This window comes from Perlucidibaca sp., assembly GCF_057084925.1.
The window spans coordinates 14,187-34,549 of sequence record NZ_JBXMRC010000001.1 but is presented as its reverse complement, the minus strand read 5'-3'; the positions used below and the strand labels follow the sequence as shown (position 1 = coordinate 34,549).

Genomic DNA, 20,363 nt, shown 5'->3' with positions numbered 1-20,363 from the left:
CCAATCAGCGCCAGACGAGAGGTAGTGTGCGCTGCATGAATACTGGCGTATGGTCGTATTTGACCTGACGAGTGTTGGGTTGCCGAAATCGGAGGCCTGTCGTGACGCCGAATACCTTCAATGATCTGCTGAAAGACTGGACTGCGCGGCAGCTATCGCAGCGGCAGAAGGTGACTCGCACCATAAGCTTGTATGACACCGACATGGTCAAGGTGAAAGCCTTGGCTGCAGTCTTTGGTCTGAGCGAGCAGGAAGTTGTGGCGAGCATTATTCACCACGGACTGTTCGAGCTGGAATCAAAGATTCCCTATGAGCAGGGAAACAAAGTGATACGTGTCGAAGACGGCGAAGATATTTACGAAGATATAGGCATGATGCCGCGTTATATCGACAAGATTAGAGAAATTACGCGGGGGCGCTGAGCTTGCTTAAGGGTTCATGGGTTTTTGCCCGAGCTCGTGCGTGATGCCGAGCTCGGGCTTTTTTCTTAACCCTGACTAAAAATGAAATTGCGGAAGTTTGGCTTGCGCATCTTCATCCAGTACTTCCAGGTAAAGCCGGGCCAGATGGTGAAGTTGCGGCCGGTTTCATTGTCGATATACCAGCTCTTGCAGCCACCTTCGCTCCACACCATTTTCTGCAGCTCTGCCTGGATTTTGTCATTGTAGGCAGCCTCAGCCGCCGCCTTAACTTCAATGACGTTGGCTTGCTGGCGGTCCATCTCTTCCAAGCAGGCAATGACGTACTTAATTTGCTGCTCAATCATGAAAATGATGGAGTTGTGACCCAGCGCGGTATTGGGTCCAAGCAACATGAACAAGTTTGGTAAGTCTTTCAGTGTGGTGCCGAGGTAGGCGCTCATGCCGCCCGTCGTTTCACGGGTTTCAACGCCACTACGGCCGTAAATTTTTAATGGACCCAGCGGATCGGCCACATCAAAGCCGGTGCCGCAGATGATGGCATCAACTTCATGCTCAACGCCGTTGCTGTCAATCACGCTATGGGCGCGCACTTCTTTAACGCCAGCCGCAACAACGTCAACATTGTCTCGCGCTAATGCGGGGTAGTAGTTGTTGGAGAACAGTACGCGTTTGCAACCGATGGTGTAGTTGGGCGTGAGTTTCTCTCGCAGCACGGGGTCTTTGACTTGGTTGGCCAGGTGCCAGCGTGCCAGCTTTTCAATCACGACCATGAGCTTGGGGTTAACAAAGCCCAACGCAAAGCCTTCGGCTTGCCAATAAATGCTGGCGCGGAATAACCGCTGCGAGCTTGGAATGAACTTGAATAGTTTCTTCACGTTATCGTGCATCAGGCCGTCGGGCTTTGGCACTAACCACGGTGGCGTGCGCTGGAACAGCACCAACTTGTCGACCTTGGGGGCGATTTGCGGCACGAATTGAATGGCGCTGGCGCCTGTACCAATAACGGCGACGCGCTTGCCAGTGAGGTCGTAATCATGGTTCCACTGGGCAGAATGGAACATCGCGCCTTCGAAACCATCGAGGCCTTTTACATTCGGCAATGCGGGACGGCTTAGTCCGCCAATACCGGACACGACTACGCGAGCCGTGTATTGATCGCCGTTACCTGTGGTGAGCTGCCAGTGCTTTTTGGCTTCAATCCAACGCGACTCAATGAGCTCACTGTTGCCCCGGAAGTGCGGCATCAAGTCATATTTGTTCGCGCACTTTTTCATGTAGGCGAGAATTTCTGCTTGGCCGGAGTAGAAGCGCGACCAATCGGGATTCTGTTCGAAGGAGAACGAATACATATGCGAAGGCACATCACAGGCCGCACCAGGATAGTGGTTGTCGCGCCAAGTGCCGCCGATGTCGGCTGCCTTTTCGAGGATGATGAAGTCGCTACGGCCAGCTTTTTTCAAAAAAATGCCCATGCCGAGGCCAGAAAATCCGCTACCAATAATGGCTACGTCGTAATGAGGAATTGTCACTGAGTACTCCTGTCGCTGCTGCCGACTAAGGTCGACAATGGATGTAGCGAGAGGCTATCACGAATATGACAGTGTGTGATGTAAAGGTTTTAAAAATGGCCTGGCAAGCAGGCCATTTTCGGATTAACGCTTGATCGGTGTGATTTTGCTGCCTTCGATACTCAAGCTAGCCATCAGGCCTTGTTGATCAAAGATGAATGCATAGGTGTCGCCGGTGAGCGTGGTTGATGTCAGGCTTTTTGCGACGCCCTCATTCACGACAACCACATTAGGCCCAACGCCGACTTCCCAGCCCTGGCTGGTTTCTAGGTATCTCAGCGATTTCTCATTCATGAGAAACAGCACATAACCAAACGATTGAGCGCCTGCTTGCAGCCCCCAAGATGCGGAAACGGAATTGAAGTAGCCACTGGCGGCACCATTTTTAAGCAACACGCCTTCGCCATAGCTGCCGCCAAAGATCAGGCCGGCTTTAACCACATTGGGAAACACCAAAATACCACTGGCTTGCTTGCCCATCGCCGCGGCAACCGGGTTGCTGCGATAGAGTTTGTCGAGTGCCTGGTTGGCAGAACGGTTCAGATCTTCAGCGCTGGCCGCAGCCGCTACGGGGCTCACTAAAGCCAGAGACACCGGGGTCGCAATGCCGAGCAAAAGCGAAAGTGAAGCACTTCGAATGATATTCATAGCAGTCTTCTTTTTAGTGGGTTGTGCTAGCACTAACGCTCAAAGTGGTATTTGGTGCGCACACTGAACTCACTATAGACTGGGCGCCATTTTCTTCAGGAGCAACACAGCATGTCGAACTCGCCTCAAGCCAGCACCATCAGCATCAATGGCAAAGACCGTTACCATGAGCCGGCCCCTGAACACATTGATGTCGAAGAGTTCCGTAAGGTGGTGATGAGCCGACGCTCGGTGCGTAAGTTCACCAGCAAGCCTATCCCTCAGACGATTGTGGACGATTGCTTGGATATGGCCCTGCTGGCCCCGTGTTCTTCAGGGCTACAGCCTTGGGAGTTCTATGTTGTGCGCACGCCAGCCAAAAAAGCCAAGCTGGTTAAGGCTTGCATGAGTCAGCTCGCCGCGAAAACAGCCTCTGAGCTGATTGTGTGCGTCGCCCGCACCGATCGTGTTGAAGAGTTCTCGCGCAAAATGCTGCGTGAATGGCCCATGCCGGATGTACCGACGTTGGTGAAGCGTTATTACCAGCTCATTCCCTATAACTACGCGCCGGGCCCGCTGAACAGCTTCGCCATGGTGAAGAAAGCCGCGTTTGCGGTGGGTGGTCTGGTGGCTCCAGTGCCTCGTGGTCCATACACAAGTTCGGAAGTTCAGCTCTGGGCTGCCAAAAGTACGGCTCTGGCCTGTGAAAACTTGGTGCTGGCCTTCCGCGCTCATGGCTATGACACGTGCATGATGGAAGGCTTCGATGAGGTCCGCGTACGTAAGTTACTTAAACTAGAAGACGCCGCTTTCCCGGTCATGGTCGTTGGTGCGGGTGAGCGTGCTGATGATGGCGTGTTCTGGCCTCAGGTACGTTTCGAGCGCGAACTCTTTGTGCATGAGGTCTGATATGACGACTCAGTCATGGATGATTTATGGGGCCAACGGCTATACCGGCGAGCTGATTGCTCGTCAGGCGGTAGCGCAGGGCTTGCGTCCGGTACTTGCTGGACGCAACACAGGAAAACTGCAGACATTAGCAACGGAGCTAGGTCTTGATTATCGGGCCTTTGGTCTTGGTCAGCCGGACACCGTAAAAGCTGGGCTGGCGGAGATCGATCTGGTGATGCATTGCGCGGGTCCGTTCTCAGCCACCAGTGCACCGATGGTCGAAGGCTGTCTCGCTGTTGGCGCGCACTACTTGGATATTACCGGTGAAGTTGCCGTGTTCGAGCATATACACTTGCTGACCGCGCGGGCTCGCGAGGCCAATGTTGTGCTTTGCCCAGGCGTGGGCTTTGATGTCATTCCTACTGACTGTGTAGCGGCCAAATTGAAGCAGCTACTGCCGGATGCAGAGTATCTCTCGTTGGGCTTCCAGTCGCCGACGGGCCCTTCGCCTGGCACATCAAAAACACTGCTGGAAGGATTGTCAAAGGGCAGCATCGAGCGCCGCGACGGGCGACTTGTGAATGTGCCTATGGGCAGCAAGCATCGCGACATTGACTTCGGTCGCGGGCCTCGCACGGCCATGTCTATCCCGTGGGGCGATGTCTCGACTGCGTTTTACACCACCGGCATCGCCAACATTGACGCGTGGATTCCCTTGCCAAAGTCGGCCATTTACGGCGCCAAGGTCATGAACTTAGGCAAATCCATCTTTGGCCTAACCTTCGTGCAAAACTTTCTCAAGCGCCAAATTGATCTGCGCGTGAAAGGCCCCGACTTAGCCACGCGAACGGCGCAGCCGACCTATGTGTGGGGCGAGGCGCGTAATGCGGCAGGCATCACGCGGACGGTGCGTATTCGCACGAATAACGTCTACAGCCTGACGGTTGATGGGGCATTGGCGGTGGTGACCTGGCTGCTCAACAATCAACCCACGGGTGGCAGCTACACGCCAGCGATGTTGATGGGGGCGGAGTTGGTCGAGAGCTTGCCGGGCTCGGGTACTTTCCAAGTGAGTTAAGGCTGGAATGGTGATGCCTCATCCTGCGAAATATCGCCAGCTGACGCATCGCGTTCATTTGCCACTAGGGTAAGCTTACTGTCGCGTTACGCGTTTGACATTTCCAGAGAGATAAATCATGAAAAATTTGTGGGCAATTTTTGCGATCATGTTGGCGTTTACGCTGACCACGGAAGTGGCGCATGCCAAGCGTTTTGGTGGCGGCAAGTCATTTGGCCGTACGTATCAAACCACGCCTTCTCAGCCAAGCAAGTCCAGTGCTGATGCCCCAGCCCAGCGACAGCAGGCAGCCGAACAGTCAGCCGCGCAGCCGGCTAAGGCCGCAGGCAAAGGTATGATGGGCGGCCTGCTAGGTGGCTTGCTGGTCGGTGGCCTGTTTGCGGCTCTCTTCGCGGGCGGTGCGTTCGAAGGTCTACAGTTTATGGACATCCTGATTGCGGCGGCGCTGGCCTTTGTTGCCTTCAAAATTTTCCGTTTGCTGCGGCAGGGTAATGCGCCTGCTGGAGCCGCTACGCGTGTGCCACAGCCTGCCTATGCAGGCACGCCGAACACGACGCCTCCTGTCTTTGGCAATCGTCGCGATAGCTTTGTGAGCAGCAGCCCGGTGAGTGCAGGCAGCGATGCAGTGCCTATGACGTTGCCCCTAGGCTTCGATACACCCGCTTTTCTGGATGGTGCAAAAGAGCATTTTCGTACGTTGCAAGACGCCTGGAACCAGAATGATCTAGCCAAAATCGAAGAGTATGCGACGCCTGCGTTGTACGCCGAGTTGGTCGCCGAACGCGCCAGCTTGTCCGGTGCTCAACACACCGAAGTCATTCGTGTGGATTCTGAGCTGGTTCGTGCCGATGAAAAATTTGGTCTCGCCGAAGTCAGTATTCGATTCAGCGGTCGTTATCGTGATGTCGTGGAAGGTGTGGAAGAAGACTTCACTGATGTCTGGCACCTCGAACGTGATGGCTCCAAGGCCGAAAATCCGTGGCTGATTACGGGTATCGAATCGACCTAAGCTGTAATCGCATGACGCGCTACGCCGTCATTGATTTTGAAACCAACGGCCTCATGCCAGATCATGGCGGCCGAGCCTTGGAAGTGGCCGCCGTCTTGCTGCAGGATGGCCAGATTGTCGATTCCTGGCAGAGCCTGATGAACCCCGGCGTTCGCGTGCCGGGATTCATTACCTCGCTCACCGGCATTAGGCCCATGATGATTCGCGGAGCACCCGCGCCTGAGCGGGTGATGGCTGAAATTGCTGAGTTTGTCGGTGATGCCACCTTGGTTGCCCACAACGCCAGCTTCGACCGCAAATTCTGGCAGCAAGAGCTCTCGCGAATTGATCGACCTCATCAGCACGATTTTCTCTGCACGGTCCTTTTGTCTCGTCGCCTGTACCCGTGGTCAATTAACCACAAACTCGCCACCCTTGTAGACCTACAACATCCCTGTCGATGGTCGTCACCACTGAGCCCTTGCTGATGCCAGCATGACCGCGCACTTGTTTCTGCGCATACAAGCCGACCTCGCCGCGCTATATCAAGGTGCCGACAGCAACCCCAGCTTCCTGAGCCAATACCAGAAAACCATCAAAACACAGCTCAAGTCTGTCCCTGAACCAGCTCGAATGCATCTTTGGTAGCGGCTGGCTAAGCCGAGCTATTTATGCACTGAAGCAGGTCTGTCGCTGAGGGGGAATGGTGCTGGAAACGGTCGAGGCATGGATGCCGAGAAGAGCGCCCAGGGATGGGTTTACAGCGTTTTCCAGCACCATTCCCCCTCAGTGACAGACCGTTGTTAATGCGCATAAAAAAGCCCGGAGCAAGTCCGGGCTTTTCGCACATCAGTTCAGCGAGATCAGGTCAGCTGAGCCATGTTGATCTTGTCGGCCTCATCCGTGTACTCGCTCATCTTATCGAAGTTCAAGTAACGGTAGATGTCGGCAGACATGGCATCCAGCTTGCCTGCGTATTCCATGTACTCGGCTACGGTTGGCAGTTTGCCCATCACCGCGGCAACCGAGGCGAGCTCAGCCGAGGCCAGATAAACATCAGCGCCCTGACCGAGACGGTTCGGGAAGTTGCGGGTCGACGTGGAAACGCAGGTAGTGTTCGGCGCGACGCGAGCTTGGTTACCCATGCACAGCGAGCAGCCTGGCATTTCGGTACGGGCACCGGCGCGGCCATAGATGTTGTAATAGCCTTCTTCCATGAGCTGATGCTCATCCATACGCGTCGGCGGAGCCAGCCACAGACGAGTAGCGAGCGAGCCGCCCTCTACCTTGTCAAGCAGTTTGCCGGCAGCACGGAAGTGACCGATGTTGGTCATGCACGAACCGATAAACACTTCATCGATCTTGGCGCCAGCCACTTGCGACAGTGGCTTGGCATCGTCTGGATCGTTCGGGCAGCACAGGATCGGTTCTTTGATCTCGTTCAGGTCGATCTCATAGATGGTGGCGTATTCGGCATCCTTGTCGGCGCGCAACAACGTTGGGTTAGCCAGCCACTTCTCCATGGCAACAATACGACGAGCCATGGTGCGGGCATCGCCGTAGCCGTTCGAGATCATCCACTTCAGCATGGTGATGTTCGAGGTCAGGTACTCGGCAACCGATTTCTCACTGAGGGTGATCGAGCAACCGGCGGCCGAGCGTTCAGCTGACGCGTCGGACAATTCGAATGCCTGCTCAACCGTCAGATCTTCGAGGCCTTCGATTTCCAGGATGCGGCCGTTGAAGACGTTCTTCTTGCCCTTCTTTTCGATGGTCAGTTCACCACGTTGGATGGCAGCATAAGGAATGGCATGCACGAGGTCACGCAGGGTGATGCCAGGCTGCATCTTGCCCTTAAAGCGAACCAGCACCGACTCCGGCATGTCCAGCGGCATGACGCCGGTGGCAGCGGCAAAGGCGACCAGGCCGGAACCGGCTGGGAAGGAAATACCGATCGGGAAGCGGGTGTGCGAGTCGCCGCCGGTGCCGACGGTGTCCGGCAGCAGCATACGGTTCAGCCAGGAGTGGATGATGCCGTCACCAGGACGCAGCGAAACGCCGCCACGGTTCATAATGAAGTCCGGCAGCGTGTGGTGAGTCTTCACGTCGACGGGCTTTGGATAAGCAGCAGTGTGGCAGAACGACTGCATGACGAGGTCGGCAGAGAAGCCCAAGCAAGCCAAATCTTTCAGCTCATCGCGGGTCATCGGGCCGGTGGTGTCTTGGGAGCCGACGGTGGTCATGTGCGGTTCGCAGTAGGTGCCGGGACGCACACCTTGGCCTTCAGGCAAACCGCAGGCGCGGCCGACCATTTTCTGTGCCTGGGTGAAGCCTTTGCCTGTGTCTGCAGGTTGAACCGGTGTACGGAACAGAGTGGATGGTGCCAGACCCAGCGCTTCACGAGCTTTCTTGGTCAGGCCGCGGCCAATGATCAAGTTGATACGGCCACCGGCACGTACTTCGTCGAGCAGTACAGGCGTCTTCAGCGGAGCCTTAGCAATTTCGGCGCCATTCTTGGTGGCGGTTACTTCAGCAGACTCGTGGTTAATGTGCAGGACGATCTCGTCGCCCATGTTCATCTGGCCGACATCGAGTTCGATTGGCAGGGCGCCAGCATCTTCCATTGTGTTGAAGAAGATGGGGGCGATTTTGGAGCCGATGCAGACACCACCGTCACGCTTGTTCGGGATGTGCGGCAGGTCGTCGCCAGTGAACCACAGCACCGAGTTGGTGGCGGACTTACGGCTTGATCCCGTACCCACTACGTCGCCAACGTAAGCCACGATGTTGCCCTTGGCCTTAAGGGCTTCGAGCTGCTTGATCGGGCCGATTTCGCCTGGCTTTTCAGGGTTGATGCCATCACGCAGGTTTTTCAGCATGGCGTTAGCGTGCAATGGAATGTCTGGACGGCTCCACGCATCTTGGGCGGGTGACAAATCGTCCGTGTTGGTTTCGCCGGTGACTTTGAAGACAGTGACCTTGATTTCGCGAGCAACTTCCGGACGGCTAGTGAACCACTCGGCATCTGCCCATGACTGAATGACGGCCTTGGCAAAAGCATTACCGGCCTTGGCTTTTTCTTCTACGTCGTGGAAAGCATCGAACACGAGCAGTGTTTTCTTTAGGGCTTCAGCGGCGGTAGCGGCTAGGGCTGCATCATCTAAGGCTGCAACCAGCGGCTCTACGTTGTACCCGCCGAGCATGGTGCCGAGCAGATAGGTCGCGCGCTCTTTGGTCACTAGCGGGGAACTGGCTTCGCCTTTCGTGACGGCAGCCAAGAATGCGGCTTTCACATAAGCAGCTTGGTCCACGCCTGGCGGAATGCGATTTTCGAGCAAATCAACGAGGAAAGCTTCTTCGCCCTTAGGTGGGTTTTTCAGTAATTCAACCAGCGAGGCAACCTGAGCTTCATCCAGGGGCTTCGGGGGAACGCCGAGAGCGGCGCGTTCGGCAACATGTTGACGGTAGGCTTCGAGCACGGGGTGTGTCCTCTACGGGGGCGGCGGAATGCTGCCCCAATGGGCTGCCGTCGCCGAAGCACACGGCATGCCAATTGGGGAAAGCACGAAATTCGGTTGAAAAGTGTAGCGGAAAGACCTGCTAAAAGTAAGGCTGTTCATCCTTTGCTACAGCATCCGGTGGTCTCAAATGACCAGTGGCCGGTAAATTCGCTTATTTAAAGCCGAAGCGCTCATCCAGCGTGCCCTTATCTTGCGGGCTTTTCGTTGCATAGTCGCGGGGAGGCTCGTAGCCGACCAGTTCGCTGTCCGCATACTGATCATAAGTGTGGGGCTCGCGAGCTTCGGGCGTATTGATGCTGGTAAATGCGTTCGCTGGATTTGAGTCTTTGCTTCGTTTCGGGTCATCACATAGTAATTGTGCACCTTGAATTAAATGCTGGTGCACTTCCCGATAGCGCTGCGTGAGCTCATTGACGCGCTCGGCGGTTTCGCTAAAGTGATCACTGACATCGCTCTGGTAGCGATCATGGCGCGCTTGCAAGTCTTGCAGCAGCATTTCGAGCTCTTGAACTCGGCGATCGGGCGCTTGGCGTTTCGTGAATACGACGCCGGCCGCTGCACCTAAGATAAAAATCAGCAAATAGACCAAAACACCCATCTGACGCTTCTCCTGAACAGCGTTGCTCAAACCTAATTGGCATTGGCGCAGCTAGGCACTATCTATACCATCTGCCACCCCTCGTTTGAAAGTGCAGCGTACAGGAGTGCTCATGGCCGAGGCCATTGTAGTTTCGTCACATTCGTTGTTGCCAGTGACGTTGGCGGCCGGTGAGCATCACCTGCTGTTAACAACCGCTACGTCTGTGATTGAGTTGGCGATCCACGTACCTATTGTTCAAGCGGTCGGTTTGGCCTTGGTGTGTCACCCACACCCCTTAATGGGCGGAACGTTTGATAATAAGGTTGTCACCACGCTCGCGCGCACGTTCCGTGATCAACGTTTAATGGCCATTCGATTTAACTTTCGCGGCGTTGGGGCTAGCACGGGTCAGTTTGATCACGGGCAGGGTGAGCAGGATGATGCCTTGGTGGTGATGCGCTGGGCACAGCAGCAATTTCAATTGCCTTGGCGACTCTTGGCGGGATTCTCCTTTGGTGCTTTTGTGGCGTTGCGTGTATACACCGCATTGTCGTCGAATAGCACGGTTGAGCCGCCACCGCTTCCACGGCTCTGTTTGGTTGCGCCGCCGGTCACGCGCTTCGACTTGTCGGCAGCGTCCCTCGTCGAGGGTACGGAGGTGATCTACGGTGATGCAGATGAAGTGGTCGATCCGCAGGCGATCGCACAATGGCTGCTTGCAGCAGATGCGGGTGTCAGAATCACTACCGTGCCCGGGGCGGGCCACTTTTTCCACGGTCAGTTGGCGGTATTAAAGGGGTGGGCTCAACGAGTCTGCGAAAAATTAATGAATGCCAGTGAAGAGCAACGTTAAGCATGACGCCATTGCAGTGTTACGAGCGCGATATCGCGAGTGGTCAGTTTCAATTTGATCCGGCGCAGTCGGAAGCAGTGATTGCATTGACTGAGGTTCATGCGGCGCTGCAGCAGCGTTTTGATGTGGCTAAAAAAGTCCGTGGCCCGGCGCGCTTGCGAGAAATTAAGCGGCAGAAAATCCCGGCTCAAGGCTTGTATCTGTGGGGTGGGGTGGGGCGGGGTAAAACCTATCTCATGGATTTGTTTTATGAGCAGATTCCTTTTCGCCGAAAGATGCGCGTGCACTTTCATCGCTTTATGCAGCGTGTGCATAAAGATTTGGCGGCCCTGCAAGGTACGAAAGACCCCTTAACGGCTGTTGCCGAGCGTATTCATGATGAAGCGGTGGTGATTTGCTTTGATGAGTTTTTTGTCACCGATATTGCCGATGCCATGATACTCGGCGGGTTGTTTGAGGCGTTGTTTGCTCGGGGGGTGACCCTGGTAGCAACGTCCAACATTGTGCCGGATCGTCTTTATGAGAATGGCCTGCAGCGACAACGGTTTTTGCCGGCTATTGCCATGGTTAAACAGTATTGTCGTGTCTTAAATGTTGACTCTGGCGTGGACTATCGCCTGAGAGTGTTGGAGCAGGCGGAGTTGTATCACTCGCCACTGGGAGATGCGGCAACACTGTCTTTGGCGAAATCGTTTCGCGAAATCACAAATGGCCAGCAGATAGTGCAAAGTCCTATTGACATCAATGACCGTTCAGTCGAGGTTATGTCCCGCACCGACGATGTACTTATGTGTCGTTTTTCGGAGCTGTGCGAAAAGCCCCGAAGCGCTCACGATTACATTGAGATTGCGCGCGAATATCACTCGGTTGTGTTGGCAGATGTGCCGGCGCTAGGAGCGTCCAATGATGATGCTGCTCGTCGCTTCATCAATCTCGTCGACGAGTTTTACGACCGTAGTGTGAAGCTGGTTATGTCAGCGGAGCTCCCCATTCTTCAGCTTTACAGCGAAGGCCGGCTGAGCTTCGAGTTCCAGCGCACGCAAAGTCGGTTGCAAGAAATGCAATCGCGAGATTATTTGGCGCGCGAACACCGCCCTTGAGTTTTTACCGACTCTGAACAGCGGCGACGCGAGCCTTGCACTACGCCAACCCACTATTTGGAGAAGAACCATGATTCCGCGCACCCTATTTTCGCCCGAACATGAAGGCTTTCGTGACACATTGCGGAAGTTCCTAGAGAAAGAATCCGTTCCGCATCACGCACAGTGGGAAGAAGACGGTCAGGTTTCGCGAGAGCTATGGCTGAAAGCCGGCGAAAATGGGTTTCTATGCCCCACATTGCCAGAAGCTTACGGTGGGCCGGGTGCGGACTATCTCTACTCCATCATTGTCATGGAAGAGATCGCGCGCATGGGCCAGAGTGGCATTGGCTGGGGGCTGCATACCGATATCGTGGCGCCGTATATCGAGCATTACGGCAACGAAGAGATGAAACTGCGCCTGCTGCCGAAAATGGTTAGCGGTGAATTGATTGGTGCCATCGCCATGACAGAGCCGGGCGGTGGGTCTGACTTGCAGGCAGTGAAAACGACTGCAATTGATCAGGGTGATCACTACGTGCTGAATGGGTCGAAAACCTTCATTACCAATGGCCAGATGGCCGATATCGTGATTGTGGTTGCGAAAACAGACCCTTCGCAGGGTGCCAAAGGCATTTCGCTATTTGTGGTCGAGCGCGGCATGCCTGGCTTTGAGCGTGGTCGTAACTTGCACAAAGTCGGGATGAAGGCTCAAGACACGTCGGAACTGTTTTTTAATGACGTTAAAGTGCCCAAAGCCAACTTAATTGGCGCCGAAGGCATGGGCTTTGTCTATCTGATGCAGGAATTGCCCCAGGAGCGTTTAGGCATTGCCGTTAATGCGGTGGCGCAGATGGAGGGCGCGTTGCAGCTGACCCTAGACTATGTGCGTGAGCGTAAAGCCTTTGGTAAGCGCGTCGGTGACTTCCAGAACACCCAGTATAAGTTGGCCGAAATCCACACCAAGATTGAAGTGGCACGGACCTATGTTGACCGTTGTATTGAACTGCATATGCAGAAGAAGCTGGATATTCAGAGTGCAGCTGCGGCAAAATACTGGGTAACCGACCTGCAGTTCGAAGTGGCTGATGAATGTGTTCAGCTCTTTGGCGGCTATGGTTACATGTGGGAGTATCCGATTGCGCGTATGTGGGCAGATTGCCGCGTACAGCGTATCTACGGTGGCACCAATGAGATCATGAAGGGCATTATTGCCCGCACACTGATCTAATTGCGGCCCGTCTGAGTGCTTAAAGCGCCCAATCGAGAATTTTTATTCGCTTGGGCGTTGTCAAAGTCGAAGACCTTGGGTACTATTCGCGACCTCATTGCGACAGCCTGATTTTCAGGGGTCGCGGACTCTGTTTTTATGAAGGCATGTTGACATGAAGACTTTCAGTGCCAAGCCCGCAGACGTTAAGCGCGACTGGTTCGTCGTTGACGCAGACGGCAAGACTCTCGGTCGTTTAGCGACCGAAATTGCAAGCCGCCTGCGTGGCAAGCACAAGCCGGAGTTCACTCCGCACGTTGATACAGGCGACTACATCGTAGTTGTGAATGCCGCTAAAGTTGCTATTACAGGCAACAAGGCTCACGCCAAAGTTTACTGGCACCACACGGGTTTCCCCGGTGGTATCAAGGGTGTCAATTTCGAGAAGCTCATTGCTGCTAAGCCAGCTGCGCCAATCGAGATCGCTGTCCGTGGCATGTTGCCAAAAGGCCCATTGGGTCGCGACATGCTGAGCAAGCTGAAGGTTTACGGTGGCGCCGAGCACCCGCATTCTGCACAGCAGCCCAAAGAACTGATCATCTGAGCTGAATGCTATGACAACAAATTACGGAACAGGCCGTCGTAAGACAGCTACTGCACGCGTTTTCATCAGCCCAGGCACTGGCAACATTGTTGTCAATGACCGTCCGCTGGATACCTATTTTGGTCGCGAAACTGCGCGTATGGTTGTTCGACAGCCACTCGAGTTGGTTGAGCTGCTGACTAAGTTTGACATCAAAGTTACTGTCGCTGGCGGCGGTATCGGTGGTCAAGCTGGCGCAATCCGTCACGGCATTACCCGTGCGCTGGTTGAGTACAACGAAGAACTGAAGTCGCCGCTGCGCAAGGCTGGTTTCGTAACTCGTGATGCCCGTGAAGTTGAGCGTAAGAAGCTCGGCCTGCGTAAAGCACGTAAGCGTCCACAGTACTCCAAGCGTTAATATTGGCCGCCTGACGGCGGCTAATAGTGGGGAATCGTCTAACGGTAGGACTACGGTCTCTGACACCGTCTGTCTAGGTTCGAATCCTAGTTCCCCAGCCAATTTAAAAGCCCAAGACCTTTGTCTTGGGCTTTTTTGTTTCTCAGGATGTTTGTATTTCATTCGGACAAACCCCATGCAATACGGCTGTTTCAGGCGATCAATTACCTTGTCAGTGGTAGGTGATTTCATTACCATTACTCGGTTTTCTAAGCAGAGCCGAAATGCCCGTCTTGTGTGCATTTTCGGTGGCCATTAGCTGATTCGGAGAGTGCGTCAATGAGTACTGACGGCGTAAATGTTGATCGCCGGCGCCTGTTGATTGGTGCCACTGCAGCCATGGGCGCAGTTGGCGTCGCAGCGGCTGCGGTTCCCTTTGTAAAGTCCTGGAACCCAAGCGCCAAAGCAAAAGCCGCGGGTGCATCGGTCAAGGCCGATATCAGCCAACTTGAAGTTGGCCAACGTGCGGTATTCGAGTGGCGCGGTAAGCCGGTTTGGGTGGTGCGTCGCACGCCACAAATGCTAGCTGATCTTCCGAAAAATGATGCGGAACTGAAAGATCCTACGTCGTCGGAAGAAGGGCAGCAGCCTGAGTATGCACGCAATGCGGTGCGCTCTATCAAGCCTGAGTTTCTTATTCTGACGGGTATTTGTACGCACTTGGGCTGCTCGCCGTTGTTCAGGCCTGAAGTTGCTGCAGCCGATCTCGGCGCGGATTGGAGAGGCGGCTTCTTCTGCCCTTGCCATGGTTCGCGCTTCGATATGGCCGGTCGTGTTTATAACAATGTGCCTGCGCCGACGAACTTGGTGGTTCCGCCCCATATGTATGAGTCGGATGCAATCGTGATCATTGGCGAGGAGAAAGCATAATGGCCAATATCGGCAAAAGCCTGATGGGCTGGGTGGATGCGCGCTTCCCCGCGACTGAAACTTACGAATATCACATGTCGAAGTATTACGCCCCGAAGAACTTCAACTTCTGGTACTTCTTCGGCGTGCTATCCATGATCGTATTGGTCAACCAGTTGGTGACCGGTATTTGGCTCACGATGTCCTATAACCCATCGGGTGAAGGCGCATTTGACTCCATTGAATACATCATGCGTGATGTGGAATATGGTTGGTTGTTGCGCTACATGCACTCGACAGGCGCGTCAGCGTTCTTCGTGGTGGTTTATCTGCACATGTTCCGTGGCTTGCTCTACGGTTCGTACAAAAAGCCACGCGAGCTCGTGTGGTTGTTCGGTATGGCCATCTACTTGGCACTGATGGCTGAAGGCTTCTTCGGCTACCTGCTGCCTTGGGGCAACATGTCGTACTGGGGTGCTCAGGTTATTCTGAACTTGGCTGGCGCTGTACCTGTTGTGGGTGAAGAGCTGGTGACTTGGGTTCGTGGCGATTACCTGATTTCGGGTATTACGCTGAACCGCTTCTTCGCGCTTCACGTGGTCGCGATTCCGTTGGTGCTAGTGGCACTGGTGTTTATGCATTTGGTCGCACTGCATCACGTGGGTTCCAACAACCCTGACGGCGTTGACATCAAGAAAGTGAAGGACGAGAACGGCATCCCGTTGGATGGCGTGCCGTTCCACCCCTACTACACCGTTCATGATTTGGTGGGTATTGTGGTGTTCTTGGCAGCGTTTAGCGCGGTCTTGTTTTTCTTCCCAGACGGTGGCGGCTACTTCCTGGAGCGTCCGAACTTTGAGCCGGCGAATCCCCTGAAAACGCCTGAGCACATTGCGCCGGTTTGGTACTACACGCCTTACTACGCGATTTTGCGTGCGGTGCCGTCCAAGCTTGGTGGTGTGATTGCCATGGGTGCTGCCATTGCCATCCTGTTTGTGTTGCCTTGGCTGGATAAGAGCCCTGTCAAGTCCATGCGCTACAAGGGTACGCAGAGCAAGATCTGGTTAGGTTTGTTCGTGGTCAGCTTTATCGGTCTGGGTTATCTGGGAGCGGTACCTTCTGATCCCGTTAAAACGGTGATCTCGCAGATTCTGACGATCATTTACTTCTTGTTCTTCTTACTCATGCCGTTCTACACCTCGATGGAGACGGTCAAAGCCGTACCTGACCGTGTCACAGGGGGAGCACACTGATGAAAAAGCTGATTCTTGCCCTTTGTCTGGTTTTCGCTCCCTCTTGGGTTCTGGCGGGTGCTGGCGGTGGTTGTGGAGAGTTGCCTGTGTGCGATAAAGCGCCGGTTGACTTGCGCAACAAAGAGTCACTGCAGCACGGTGCTCAGCTTTATTTGAGCTACTGCTCGGGCTGCCACAGCGCCAAGTATCTTCGTTATGAGCGTATGGCTCAGGACTTGGATATTGAGCCTAAGCTGGTTGAGAAGTACATGATGTTTGCGGCGGATAAAATCGGTGATCCGATTGACCCCAAAGTAAATCAAAAGGATCAGGCGAAATGGTTTGGTAATGCTCCACCTGACCTGTCCTTGGAAACACGTTTCCGTTCACCCGATTGGGTTTACACCTACCTGTTGAACTTCTATCCCGATGACAAGCGTCCTTGGGGTGTGAACAACCGTGTATTCAAGGACGTGGGTATGCCACACGTTTTGGATCCGCTGGAGCAGCAGTTAGGCCCAGAAGAGTTTGAAGCGGCTGTGGGCGACCTGGTCAATTTCATGACTTACATGGCTGAGCCTAGCCGTGTGACGCGTGAAAACATGGGTGTGTGGGTGCTACTGTTCTTGGCATTGCTGATGGTGCCAGTCTACTTGCTCAATAAAGAGTTTTGGAAAGACGTCAAATAAGCTAGCCGGCTGCACGTGCCGTGCAGCCGGCTTTTGACAAAGGGGGACGTCTAAACGGGCGTCGCCCTTTTGTCTTTTTTGTTGTTAGGAGGGTTTCATCATGGCAACCGCTGCGCGTCGCGCCTCAATGACGTTTTATTCGGATGCTGCCGATCACTACAGTCACCGTGTCCGTATTGTTTTAGCGGAAAAGGGTGTTTCTGTTGATGTCATCAATGTGCGAGACAACAATCGCCCTGCGGACTTAGCAGATCTGAATCCGTACAATCAGCTTCCCGTTCTCGTGGATCGTGAGCTCTCGTTGTACGAAACCAAGATCATGATGGAATACCTCGATGAACGTTTTCCGCACCCGCCTTTATTACCGGTCTATCCTGTGGCGCGTGCTCAGGCTCGACTCCTAGCCTACCGCATCGAGCGAGACTGGTGCGCTTTAGTGGATGCTGCGCTGGCAGGTAAGGGCAAAGAGTTGGTTATTCAGAAGGCACGTAAAGATTTGCGTGACAGCCTGATTACCATTGCGCCGATTTTTCAAGAAAAAGCGTTCTTTATGAGCGATGAGTTCTCATTACTGGATTGCATGTTGGCGCCCATCTTGTGGCGTTTGCCGAATCTCGACATTGAACTGCCCGAAAAAGCCTGTGCCCCGATGTTGCGTTACATGGATCGTATCTTCCGTCGTGATGGCTTCTTGGCTAGCTTGACGGATGTCGAGCGAGACATGCGTCGCGGAGGCTAAGCGATGTCGTTAAAGGGTACGCGTCCCTACTTGGTGCGGGCATTGAATGAATGGATTTTAGATCAAGGCTTGACGCCATATTTATTGGTCAATGCCCAGTGGCCCCAAGTGCAGGTGCCTGAGGCATTTGTTGAAGACGGCCGGATCGTGTTGAACATCAATCCGTCTGCGGTTCGTGAGCTGCAGCTGAATAATCATGAAGTGACTTTTTCAGCACGCTTCGCGGGCTCGCCTCAGTGGGTTCAAGTGCCCATCGGTGCGGTCTTGGGGATTTATGCGCGAGAAAATGGCGAAGGCTTATTCTTTGATGAAGATGAGTACACGCCAGATTTGGCACCAACCGCTGAAGTGAAGGCGGCTGAGCTACCTAAAAAGGAAACTAAGCCGCGCCCCAGTCTGCGTGTTGTGAAATAAATCAGCTGGCGGTGTCAGGCAATATATCCACAATCTTGACAATGCGTGTCACGCCATCCAGTGCTTGTAAGCGAACGATGGCGCGATCGGTTTCGCGTTGCGTTAACTTGCCCATCAGATAAAGCGTGCCGTTAATGGCGGTTACCGTGGCCTGGCTGCTGCGTAGGCCATCCGCTGATAGCAGGCTGAAGTTGGCTTTGCGTTCCAATAAGTCATCACCTAAGCGATCGCTGATTGAGCGATTCAGGCCAATGCTGAGTTCGTTGTGCACGACCTTCACATCGGTATAACGCTTTGCTACGTTACCAATTTGCGTCTTTATGTCTGCATTGGGCACTTCACCGACCAGAAGGACGGACTGGTAGAAGCTAACCACTTCAATGCGAGCGTCTTTGGCAGCAGGCACCATCTTATAAATATCGACGCGAACTGACTGAGCCAGCGTGAAGTCATTGATGCGCGAGGAAGTGGTGCGCGTCCCAGGCTCGGCAACACTTGGGCCTACGCCGACTTTAGCCAGCGTCGTGCAACCCGCTAAAACCGTGGTGGCGAGGGCTAGGGCTGCAAACGTTCTTGTGCGTTTTAAATTAAGCAAGGTCGGGATCTCCGAAAAGTGAGGTGTCGATTAACGCGCAACAACAGTGCAATGTAAACAATTGTGCTTCATGAACCCGATAAGCGCGATGTTCGGGTATCTGAATGAGCACATCGTCAGAGGTGAGCAGGCGTGCCACTTCACCGCCATTGGCGCCAGTAATGGCAACTACTGGGCAGCCGCGCTCCTGCGCTGCTTGCACGACCGAGACAATATTGGCGGCAGTAGCGGTAGCGGACAGCACAATAAGGACGTCACCTGGCTGTGCAAACGCTAAAAATGGGCGTGAAAATGATTCGGTCAGGCGATTATCTTGCGCTAGGGCGCTGAGCGTCACACTGTCAGGTGCTAGTACGAAAGCGGGTAGGGCGGGGCGTTCATGTTCAAATCGATTGAGCATTTTGCTGACAAAGGACTGGGCATTGGCTCCCGAAGCACCATTGCCGCAGCAGATAATCTTGCGCTCATGAATCAGGGCGTCGACCATAACCAGTGCGGCTTGGGATATCGCTTCAGCCTGCTCTTCAGCTAGGCGCGATAGCATATTCATGCTGTCATGACACATCTGGGTGATTTGAGCTTGCATCTGAACTCTCTAAAAAGCGTTAAAGGCAGCCTGTATCCACCGTTGCTGCCAGGTGGGTGGTATTCCTTCAAAAAGCATGACATCAAAACGCAGGTGATATTGCTGCCAGTGCGGTTCTCGGCATAAAAAATAGCGCGCCGCCGCAATGATGCGCTGTTGTTTCTGCGCTGTTATGGAGGCGGCCGCACCACCAAAATTGCTGTGGCGTCGCCAGCGGACTTCGGTGAAAACAAGCCAGCGATTATGCAAGGTTATCAAGTCGATTTCCCCACGGCGACAATAAACATTGTGCGCGATCAGTTCATGGCCTTGTTGCCGTAGAAAGTTGAGTGCCGCGTTTTCGGCGAATTTACCCGCTTTTTGGCTGGGGGAGCTGGCAATTCGGGGCGCTGGTTTCATTGGGCATCATCCGTGATGGTCTGGCTAAGTTGTAGTTCAGCCGGGGAGATATCGCTAGTTTGTCTTGGTGATGACTCGCGATGCCGCGATAATGCGTCAACTTTGACGGAGGCCCGTGAGCATGACTGTGACGATTAAGCCGGGCTGCTTGTATGTGGTGGCAACCCCCATTGGTGATGTAGGCGACATGAGTGTTCGTGCGCGTGCTGTATTGGCCGCAGTCGATCAGGTCGCAGCTGAAGATACGCGGACTTCAGCGAAACTTTTCGATCAATTGGATTTGCGCACGCCGCTCACCGCTGTTCATGACCATAACGAGGCGCATCGAGTGCCGGGGCTGATTGCCAAGCTGCAAGCAGGAGAGTCGTTGGCATTAATTTCAGATGCAGGTACGCCCTTAATCAGCGACCCCGGTTATCGCCTCATCGCCGCTGCACATGATGCGGGCATTCCCGTAGCTCCCGTGCCCGGGCCTTGTGCGGCGATTGCTGCTTTAAGCGTGGCTGGATTGGCATCTGACCGATTTCATTTTGAGGGCTTTTTGCCCAGTCGTCAGGGGCCGCGAGTTGCGCGTCTGAGTTTATTGGCGGAGGCAACACCCACCTTGATTTTGTATGAGGCGCCGCATCGCATCGTGGAGACTTTGGAGGACTTAGTCGCTACGTTTGGCGCGGATCGCCTGGCAACGCTGGCGCGAGAGATCACCAAAACCTTTGAGACGATTAAGCGTGCGACTCTGGCTGAGCTATTGGCTTGGGTAATGGCAGACAGTAACCAGCAGCGCGGCGAGATTGTCTTGGTGGTAGCCGGTGCGCCGGAGCGTGATGCTCAGGATACGCGCCCACTCTCTGCGGAGGCTATTCTGCGAGTGTTAGTGCGTGAGCTTCCGGTGAAGCAGGCAGCAGGCTTGGCAGCCGAACTGATGGGACTGAAGCGCAATGGACTTTACGATATGGCGCTTAAGTTAAAGCAGGAAACCGATTCGCCTTGAGTTAAGGGAGCT

22 protein-coding genes, 1 tRNA gene and 1 pseudogene are annotated in these 20,363 nt (G+C 54.3%); 17 read left to right on the top strand and 7 right to left on the bottom strand.

Annotated features, from left to right (window positions below; translation table 11 throughout):
- The first annotated feature begins 101 nt into the window (after nt 1–101).
- A complete protein-coding gene (locus AC14IB_RS00185; RefSeq protein ID WP_484230007.1) occupies nt 102–422 on the top strand; it encodes a hypothetical protein in 321 nt (106 codons plus the stop codon).
- A 65-nt stretch (nt 423–487) separates the two neighbouring features.
- Here AC14IB_RS00185 and AC14IB_RS00180 read toward each other — a convergent pair whose 3' ends face one another.
- Together AC14IB_RS00180 and AC14IB_RS00175 are read right to left on the bottom strand one after the other, a co-directional pair.
- Complete coding sequence (locus AC14IB_RS00180; protein ID WP_484230006.1) at nt 488–1,951, bottom strand: flavin-containing monooxygenase; 1,464 nt, start codon at nt 1,949–1,951, stop codon at nt 488–490.
- Nucleotides 1,952–2,074: 123 nt separating this feature from the next.
- On the bottom strand, nt 2,075–2,638 hold the full coding sequence (locus tag AC14IB_RS00175; RefSeq protein ID WP_484230005.1) for a lipid-binding SYLF domain-containing protein: 564 nt from the start codon (nt 2,636–2,638) through the stop codon (nt 2,075–2,077).
- A 111-nt stretch (nt 2,639–2,749) separates the two neighbouring features.
- On the opposite strand from AC14IB_RS00175, the gene AC14IB_RS00170 reads away from it, so the two are divergent.
- The 4 genes and pseudogenes from AC14IB_RS00170 to AC14IB_RS00155 all read left to right on the top strand — a co-directional run bounded on the left by AC14IB_RS00170 (nt 2,750) and on the right by AC14IB_RS00155 (nt 6,222).
- Complete coding sequence (locus AC14IB_RS00170) at nt 2,750–3,526, top strand: nitroreductase family protein (protein WP_484230004.1); 777 nt, start codon at nt 2,750–2,752, stop codon at nt 3,524–3,526.
- A 1-nt stretch (nt 3,527) separates the two neighbouring features.
- On the top strand, nt 3,528–4,586 hold the full coding sequence (locus tag AC14IB_RS00165) for a saccharopine dehydrogenase family protein (RefSeq protein ID WP_484230003.1): 1,059 nt from the start codon (nt 3,528–3,530) through the stop codon (nt 4,584–4,586).
- Between the two features lie 118 nt (nt 4,587–4,704).
- Nucleotides 4,705–5,595, top strand: a complete 891-nt coding sequence (locus AC14IB_RS00160) for a Tim44 domain-containing protein (protein WP_484230002.1) — start codon at nt 4,705–4,707, stop codon at nt 5,593–5,595.
- Nucleotides 5,596–5,606: 11 nt separating this feature from the next.
- Nucleotides 5,607–6,222, top strand: a pseudogene (locus AC14IB_RS00155) (3'-5' exonuclease).
- A 215-nt stretch (nt 6,223–6,437) separates the two neighbouring features.
- On the opposite strand, the gene AC14IB_RS00150 reads toward AC14IB_RS00155, so the two are convergent.
- Nucleotides 6,438–9,053 (bottom strand): bifunctional aconitate hydratase 2/2-methylisocitrate dehydratase, encoded by a 2,616-nt coding sequence (locus AC14IB_RS00150; protein WP_484230001.1) that lies wholly within the window; start codon nt 9,051–9,053, stop codon nt 6,438–6,440.
- 193 nt (nt 9,054–9,246) lie between these two features.
- Nucleotides 9,247–9,693, bottom strand: a complete 447-nt coding sequence (locus AC14IB_RS00145) for a Z-ring associated ZapG family protein (protein ID WP_484230000.1) — start codon at nt 9,691–9,693, stop codon at nt 9,247–9,249.
- 112 nt (nt 9,694–9,805) lie between these two features.
- On the opposite strand from AC14IB_RS00145, the gene AC14IB_RS00140 reads away from it, so the two are divergent.
- The 11 genes from AC14IB_RS00140 (at nt 9,806) to AC14IB_RS00090 (ending at nt 17,780) form a co-directional block, all read left to right on the top strand.
- A complete protein-coding gene (locus AC14IB_RS00140; protein ID WP_484229999.1) occupies nt 9,806–10,528 on the top strand; it encodes an alpha/beta hydrolase in 723 nt (240 codons plus the stop codon).
- 2 nt (nt 10,529–10,530) lie between these two features.
- Entirely contained in the window at nt 10,531–11,628 is a 1,098-nt protein-coding gene (gene zapE, locus AC14IB_RS00135; protein WP_484229998.1) for a cell division protein ZapE, read from the top strand.
- Nucleotides 11,629–11,698: 70 nt separating this feature from the next.
- Nucleotides 11,699–12,838, top strand: coding sequence for an acyl-CoA dehydrogenase family protein (locus tag AC14IB_RS00130; protein WP_484229997.1), 1,140 nt, complete (start codon nt 11,699–11,701; stop codon nt 12,836–12,838).
- 154 nt (nt 12,839–12,992) lie between these two features.
- Nucleotides 12,993–13,421 (top strand): 50S ribosomal protein L13, encoded by a 429-nt coding sequence (rplM, locus tag AC14IB_RS00125; RefSeq protein ID WP_068858181.1) that lies wholly within the window; start codon nt 12,993–12,995, stop codon nt 13,419–13,421.
- Between the two features lie 10 nt (nt 13,422–13,431).
- Nucleotides 13,432–13,818: a 30S ribosomal protein S9 gene (gene rpsI / locus AC14IB_RS00120; protein ID WP_068858182.1), complete on the top strand. Its 387-nt coding sequence runs from the start codon at nt 13,432–13,434 to the stop codon at nt 13,816–13,818.
- Nucleotides 13,819–13,845: 27 nt separating this feature from the next.
- A tRNA-Gln gene (locus AC14IB_RS00115) sits at nt 13,846–13,919 on the top strand.
- A 217-nt stretch (nt 13,920–14,136) separates the two neighbouring features.
- Nucleotides 14,137–14,727: a ubiquinol-cytochrome c reductase iron-sulfur subunit gene (gene petA, locus AC14IB_RS00110; RefSeq protein WP_484229996.1), complete on the top strand. Its 591-nt coding sequence runs from the start codon at nt 14,137–14,139 to the stop codon at nt 14,725–14,727.
- A 23-nt stretch (nt 14,728–14,750) separates the two neighbouring features.
- Nucleotides 14,751–15,959: a cytochrome b gene (locus AC14IB_RS00105; RefSeq protein ID WP_484230021.1), complete on the top strand. Its 1,209-nt coding sequence runs from the start codon at nt 14,751–14,753 to the stop codon at nt 15,957–15,959.
- A complete protein-coding gene (locus AC14IB_RS00100) occupies nt 15,959–16,627 on the top strand; it encodes a cytochrome c1 (RefSeq protein ID WP_484229995.1) in 669 nt (222 codons plus the stop codon). The genes AC14IB_RS00105 and AC14IB_RS00100 overlap by 1 nt, the downstream gene beginning before the upstream one ends.
- 100 nt (nt 16,628–16,727) lie before the next feature.
- Entirely contained in the window at nt 16,728–17,366 is a 639-nt protein-coding gene (locus AC14IB_RS00095; RefSeq protein WP_484229994.1) for a glutathione S-transferase N-terminal domain-containing protein, read from the top strand.
- A gap of 3 nt (nt 17,367–17,369) precedes the next feature.
- Nucleotides 17,370–17,780 (top strand): ClpXP protease specificity-enhancing factor, encoded by a 411-nt coding sequence (locus AC14IB_RS00090; protein ID WP_484229993.1) that lies wholly within the window; start codon nt 17,370–17,372, stop codon nt 17,778–17,780.
- A 1-nt stretch (nt 17,781) separates the two neighbouring features.
- On the opposite strand, the gene AC14IB_RS00085 is transcribed toward AC14IB_RS00090, so the two are convergent.
- From AC14IB_RS00085 to AC14IB_RS00075, 3 genes are read right to left on the bottom strand one after another with little or no spacing between them, the layout of a single operon-like run.
- Nucleotides 17,782–18,375, bottom strand: a complete 594-nt coding sequence (locus AC14IB_RS00085) for a BON domain-containing protein (protein WP_484229992.1) — start codon at nt 18,373–18,375, stop codon at nt 17,782–17,784.
- Nucleotides 18,368–18,925, bottom strand: coding sequence for a D-sedoheptulose-7-phosphate isomerase (locus AC14IB_RS00080; RefSeq protein WP_484229991.1), 558 nt, complete (start codon nt 18,923–18,925; stop codon nt 18,368–18,370). The genes AC14IB_RS00085 and AC14IB_RS00080 overlap by 8 nt, the downstream gene beginning before the upstream one ends.
- 45 nt (nt 18,926–18,970) lie before the next feature.
- A complete protein-coding gene (locus tag AC14IB_RS00075; protein WP_484229990.1) occupies nt 18,971–19,360 on the bottom strand; it encodes a YraN family protein in 390 nt (129 codons plus the stop codon).
- 121 nt (nt 19,361–19,481) lie between these two features.
- On the opposite strand from AC14IB_RS00075, the gene rsmI reads away from it, so the two are divergent.
- Nucleotides 19,482–20,351, top strand: a complete 870-nt coding sequence (gene rsmI / locus AC14IB_RS00070) for a 16S rRNA (cytidine(1402)-2'-O)-methyltransferase (RefSeq protein ID WP_484229989.1) — start codon at nt 19,482–19,484, stop codon at nt 20,349–20,351.
- Nucleotides 20,352–20,363 lie beyond the last annotated feature (12 nt).

Excerpts from the sequence above, each read along its gene's own strand:
- AC14IB_RS00175 (WP_484230005.1), bottom strand. The coding sequence starts at position 2,638 with ATGAATATCATTCGAAGTGCTTCACTTTCGCTTTTGCTCGGCATTGCG.
- AC14IB_RS00170 (WP_484230004.1), top strand. The coding sequence starts at position 2,750 with ATGTCGAACTCGCCTCAAGCCAGCACCATCAGCATCAATGGCAAAGAC.
- AC14IB_RS00165 (WP_484230003.1), top strand. The coding sequence starts at position 3,528 with ATGACGACTCAGTCATGGATGATTTATGGGGCCAACGGCTATACCGGC.
- AC14IB_RS00160 (WP_484230002.1), top strand. The coding sequence starts at position 4,705 with ATGAAAAATTTGTGGGCAATTTTTGCGATCATGTTGGCGTTTACGCTG.
- AC14IB_RS00145 (WP_484230000.1), bottom strand. The coding sequence starts at position 9,693 with ATGGGTGTTTTGGTCTATTTGCTGATTTTTATCTTAGGTGCAGCGGCC.
- AC14IB_RS00140 (WP_484229999.1), top strand. The coding sequence starts at position 9,806 with ATGGCCGAGGCCATTGTAGTTTCGTCACATTCGTTGTTGCCAGTGACG.
- zapE (WP_484229998.1), top strand. The coding sequence starts at position 10,531 with ATGACGCCATTGCAGTGTTACGAGCGCGATATCGCGAGTGGTCAGTTT.
- AC14IB_RS00130 (WP_484229997.1), top strand. The coding sequence starts at position 11,699 with ATGATTCCGCGCACCCTATTTTCGCCCGAACATGAAGGCTTTCGTGAC.
- rplM (WP_068858181.1), top strand. The coding sequence starts at position 12,993 with ATGAAGACTTTCAGTGCCAAGCCCGCAGACGTTAAGCGCGACTGGTTC.
- rpsI (WP_068858182.1), top strand. The coding sequence starts at position 13,432 with ATGACAACAAATTACGGAACAGGCCGTCGTAAGACAGCTACTGCACGC.
- petA (WP_484229996.1), top strand. The coding sequence starts at position 14,137 with ATGAGTACTGACGGCGTAAATGTTGATCGCCGGCGCCTGTTGATTGGT.
- AC14IB_RS00105 (WP_484230021.1), top strand. The coding sequence starts at position 14,751 with ATGGGCTGGGTGGATGCGCGCTTCCCCGCGACTGAAACTTACGAATAT.
- AC14IB_RS00100 (WP_484229995.1), top strand. The coding sequence starts at position 15,959 with ATGAAAAAGCTGATTCTTGCCCTTTGTCTGGTTTTCGCTCCCTCTTGG.
- AC14IB_RS00095 (WP_484229994.1), top strand. The coding sequence starts at position 16,728 with ATGGCAACCGCTGCGCGTCGCGCCTCAATGACGTTTTATTCGGATGCT.
- AC14IB_RS00090 (WP_484229993.1), top strand. The coding sequence starts at position 17,370 with ATGTCGTTAAAGGGTACGCGTCCCTACTTGGTGCGGGCATTGAATGAA.
- AC14IB_RS00080 (WP_484229991.1), bottom strand. The coding sequence starts at position 18,925 with ATGAATATGCTATCGCGCCTAGCTGAAGAGCAGGCTGAAGCGATATCC.
- AC14IB_RS00075 (WP_484229990.1), bottom strand. The coding sequence starts at position 19,360 with ATGAAACCAGCGCCCCGAATTGCCAGCTCCCCCAGCCAAAAAGCGGGT.
- rsmI (WP_484229989.1), top strand. The coding sequence starts at position 19,482 with ATGACTGTGACGATTAAGCCGGGCTGCTTGTATGTGGTGGCAACCCCC.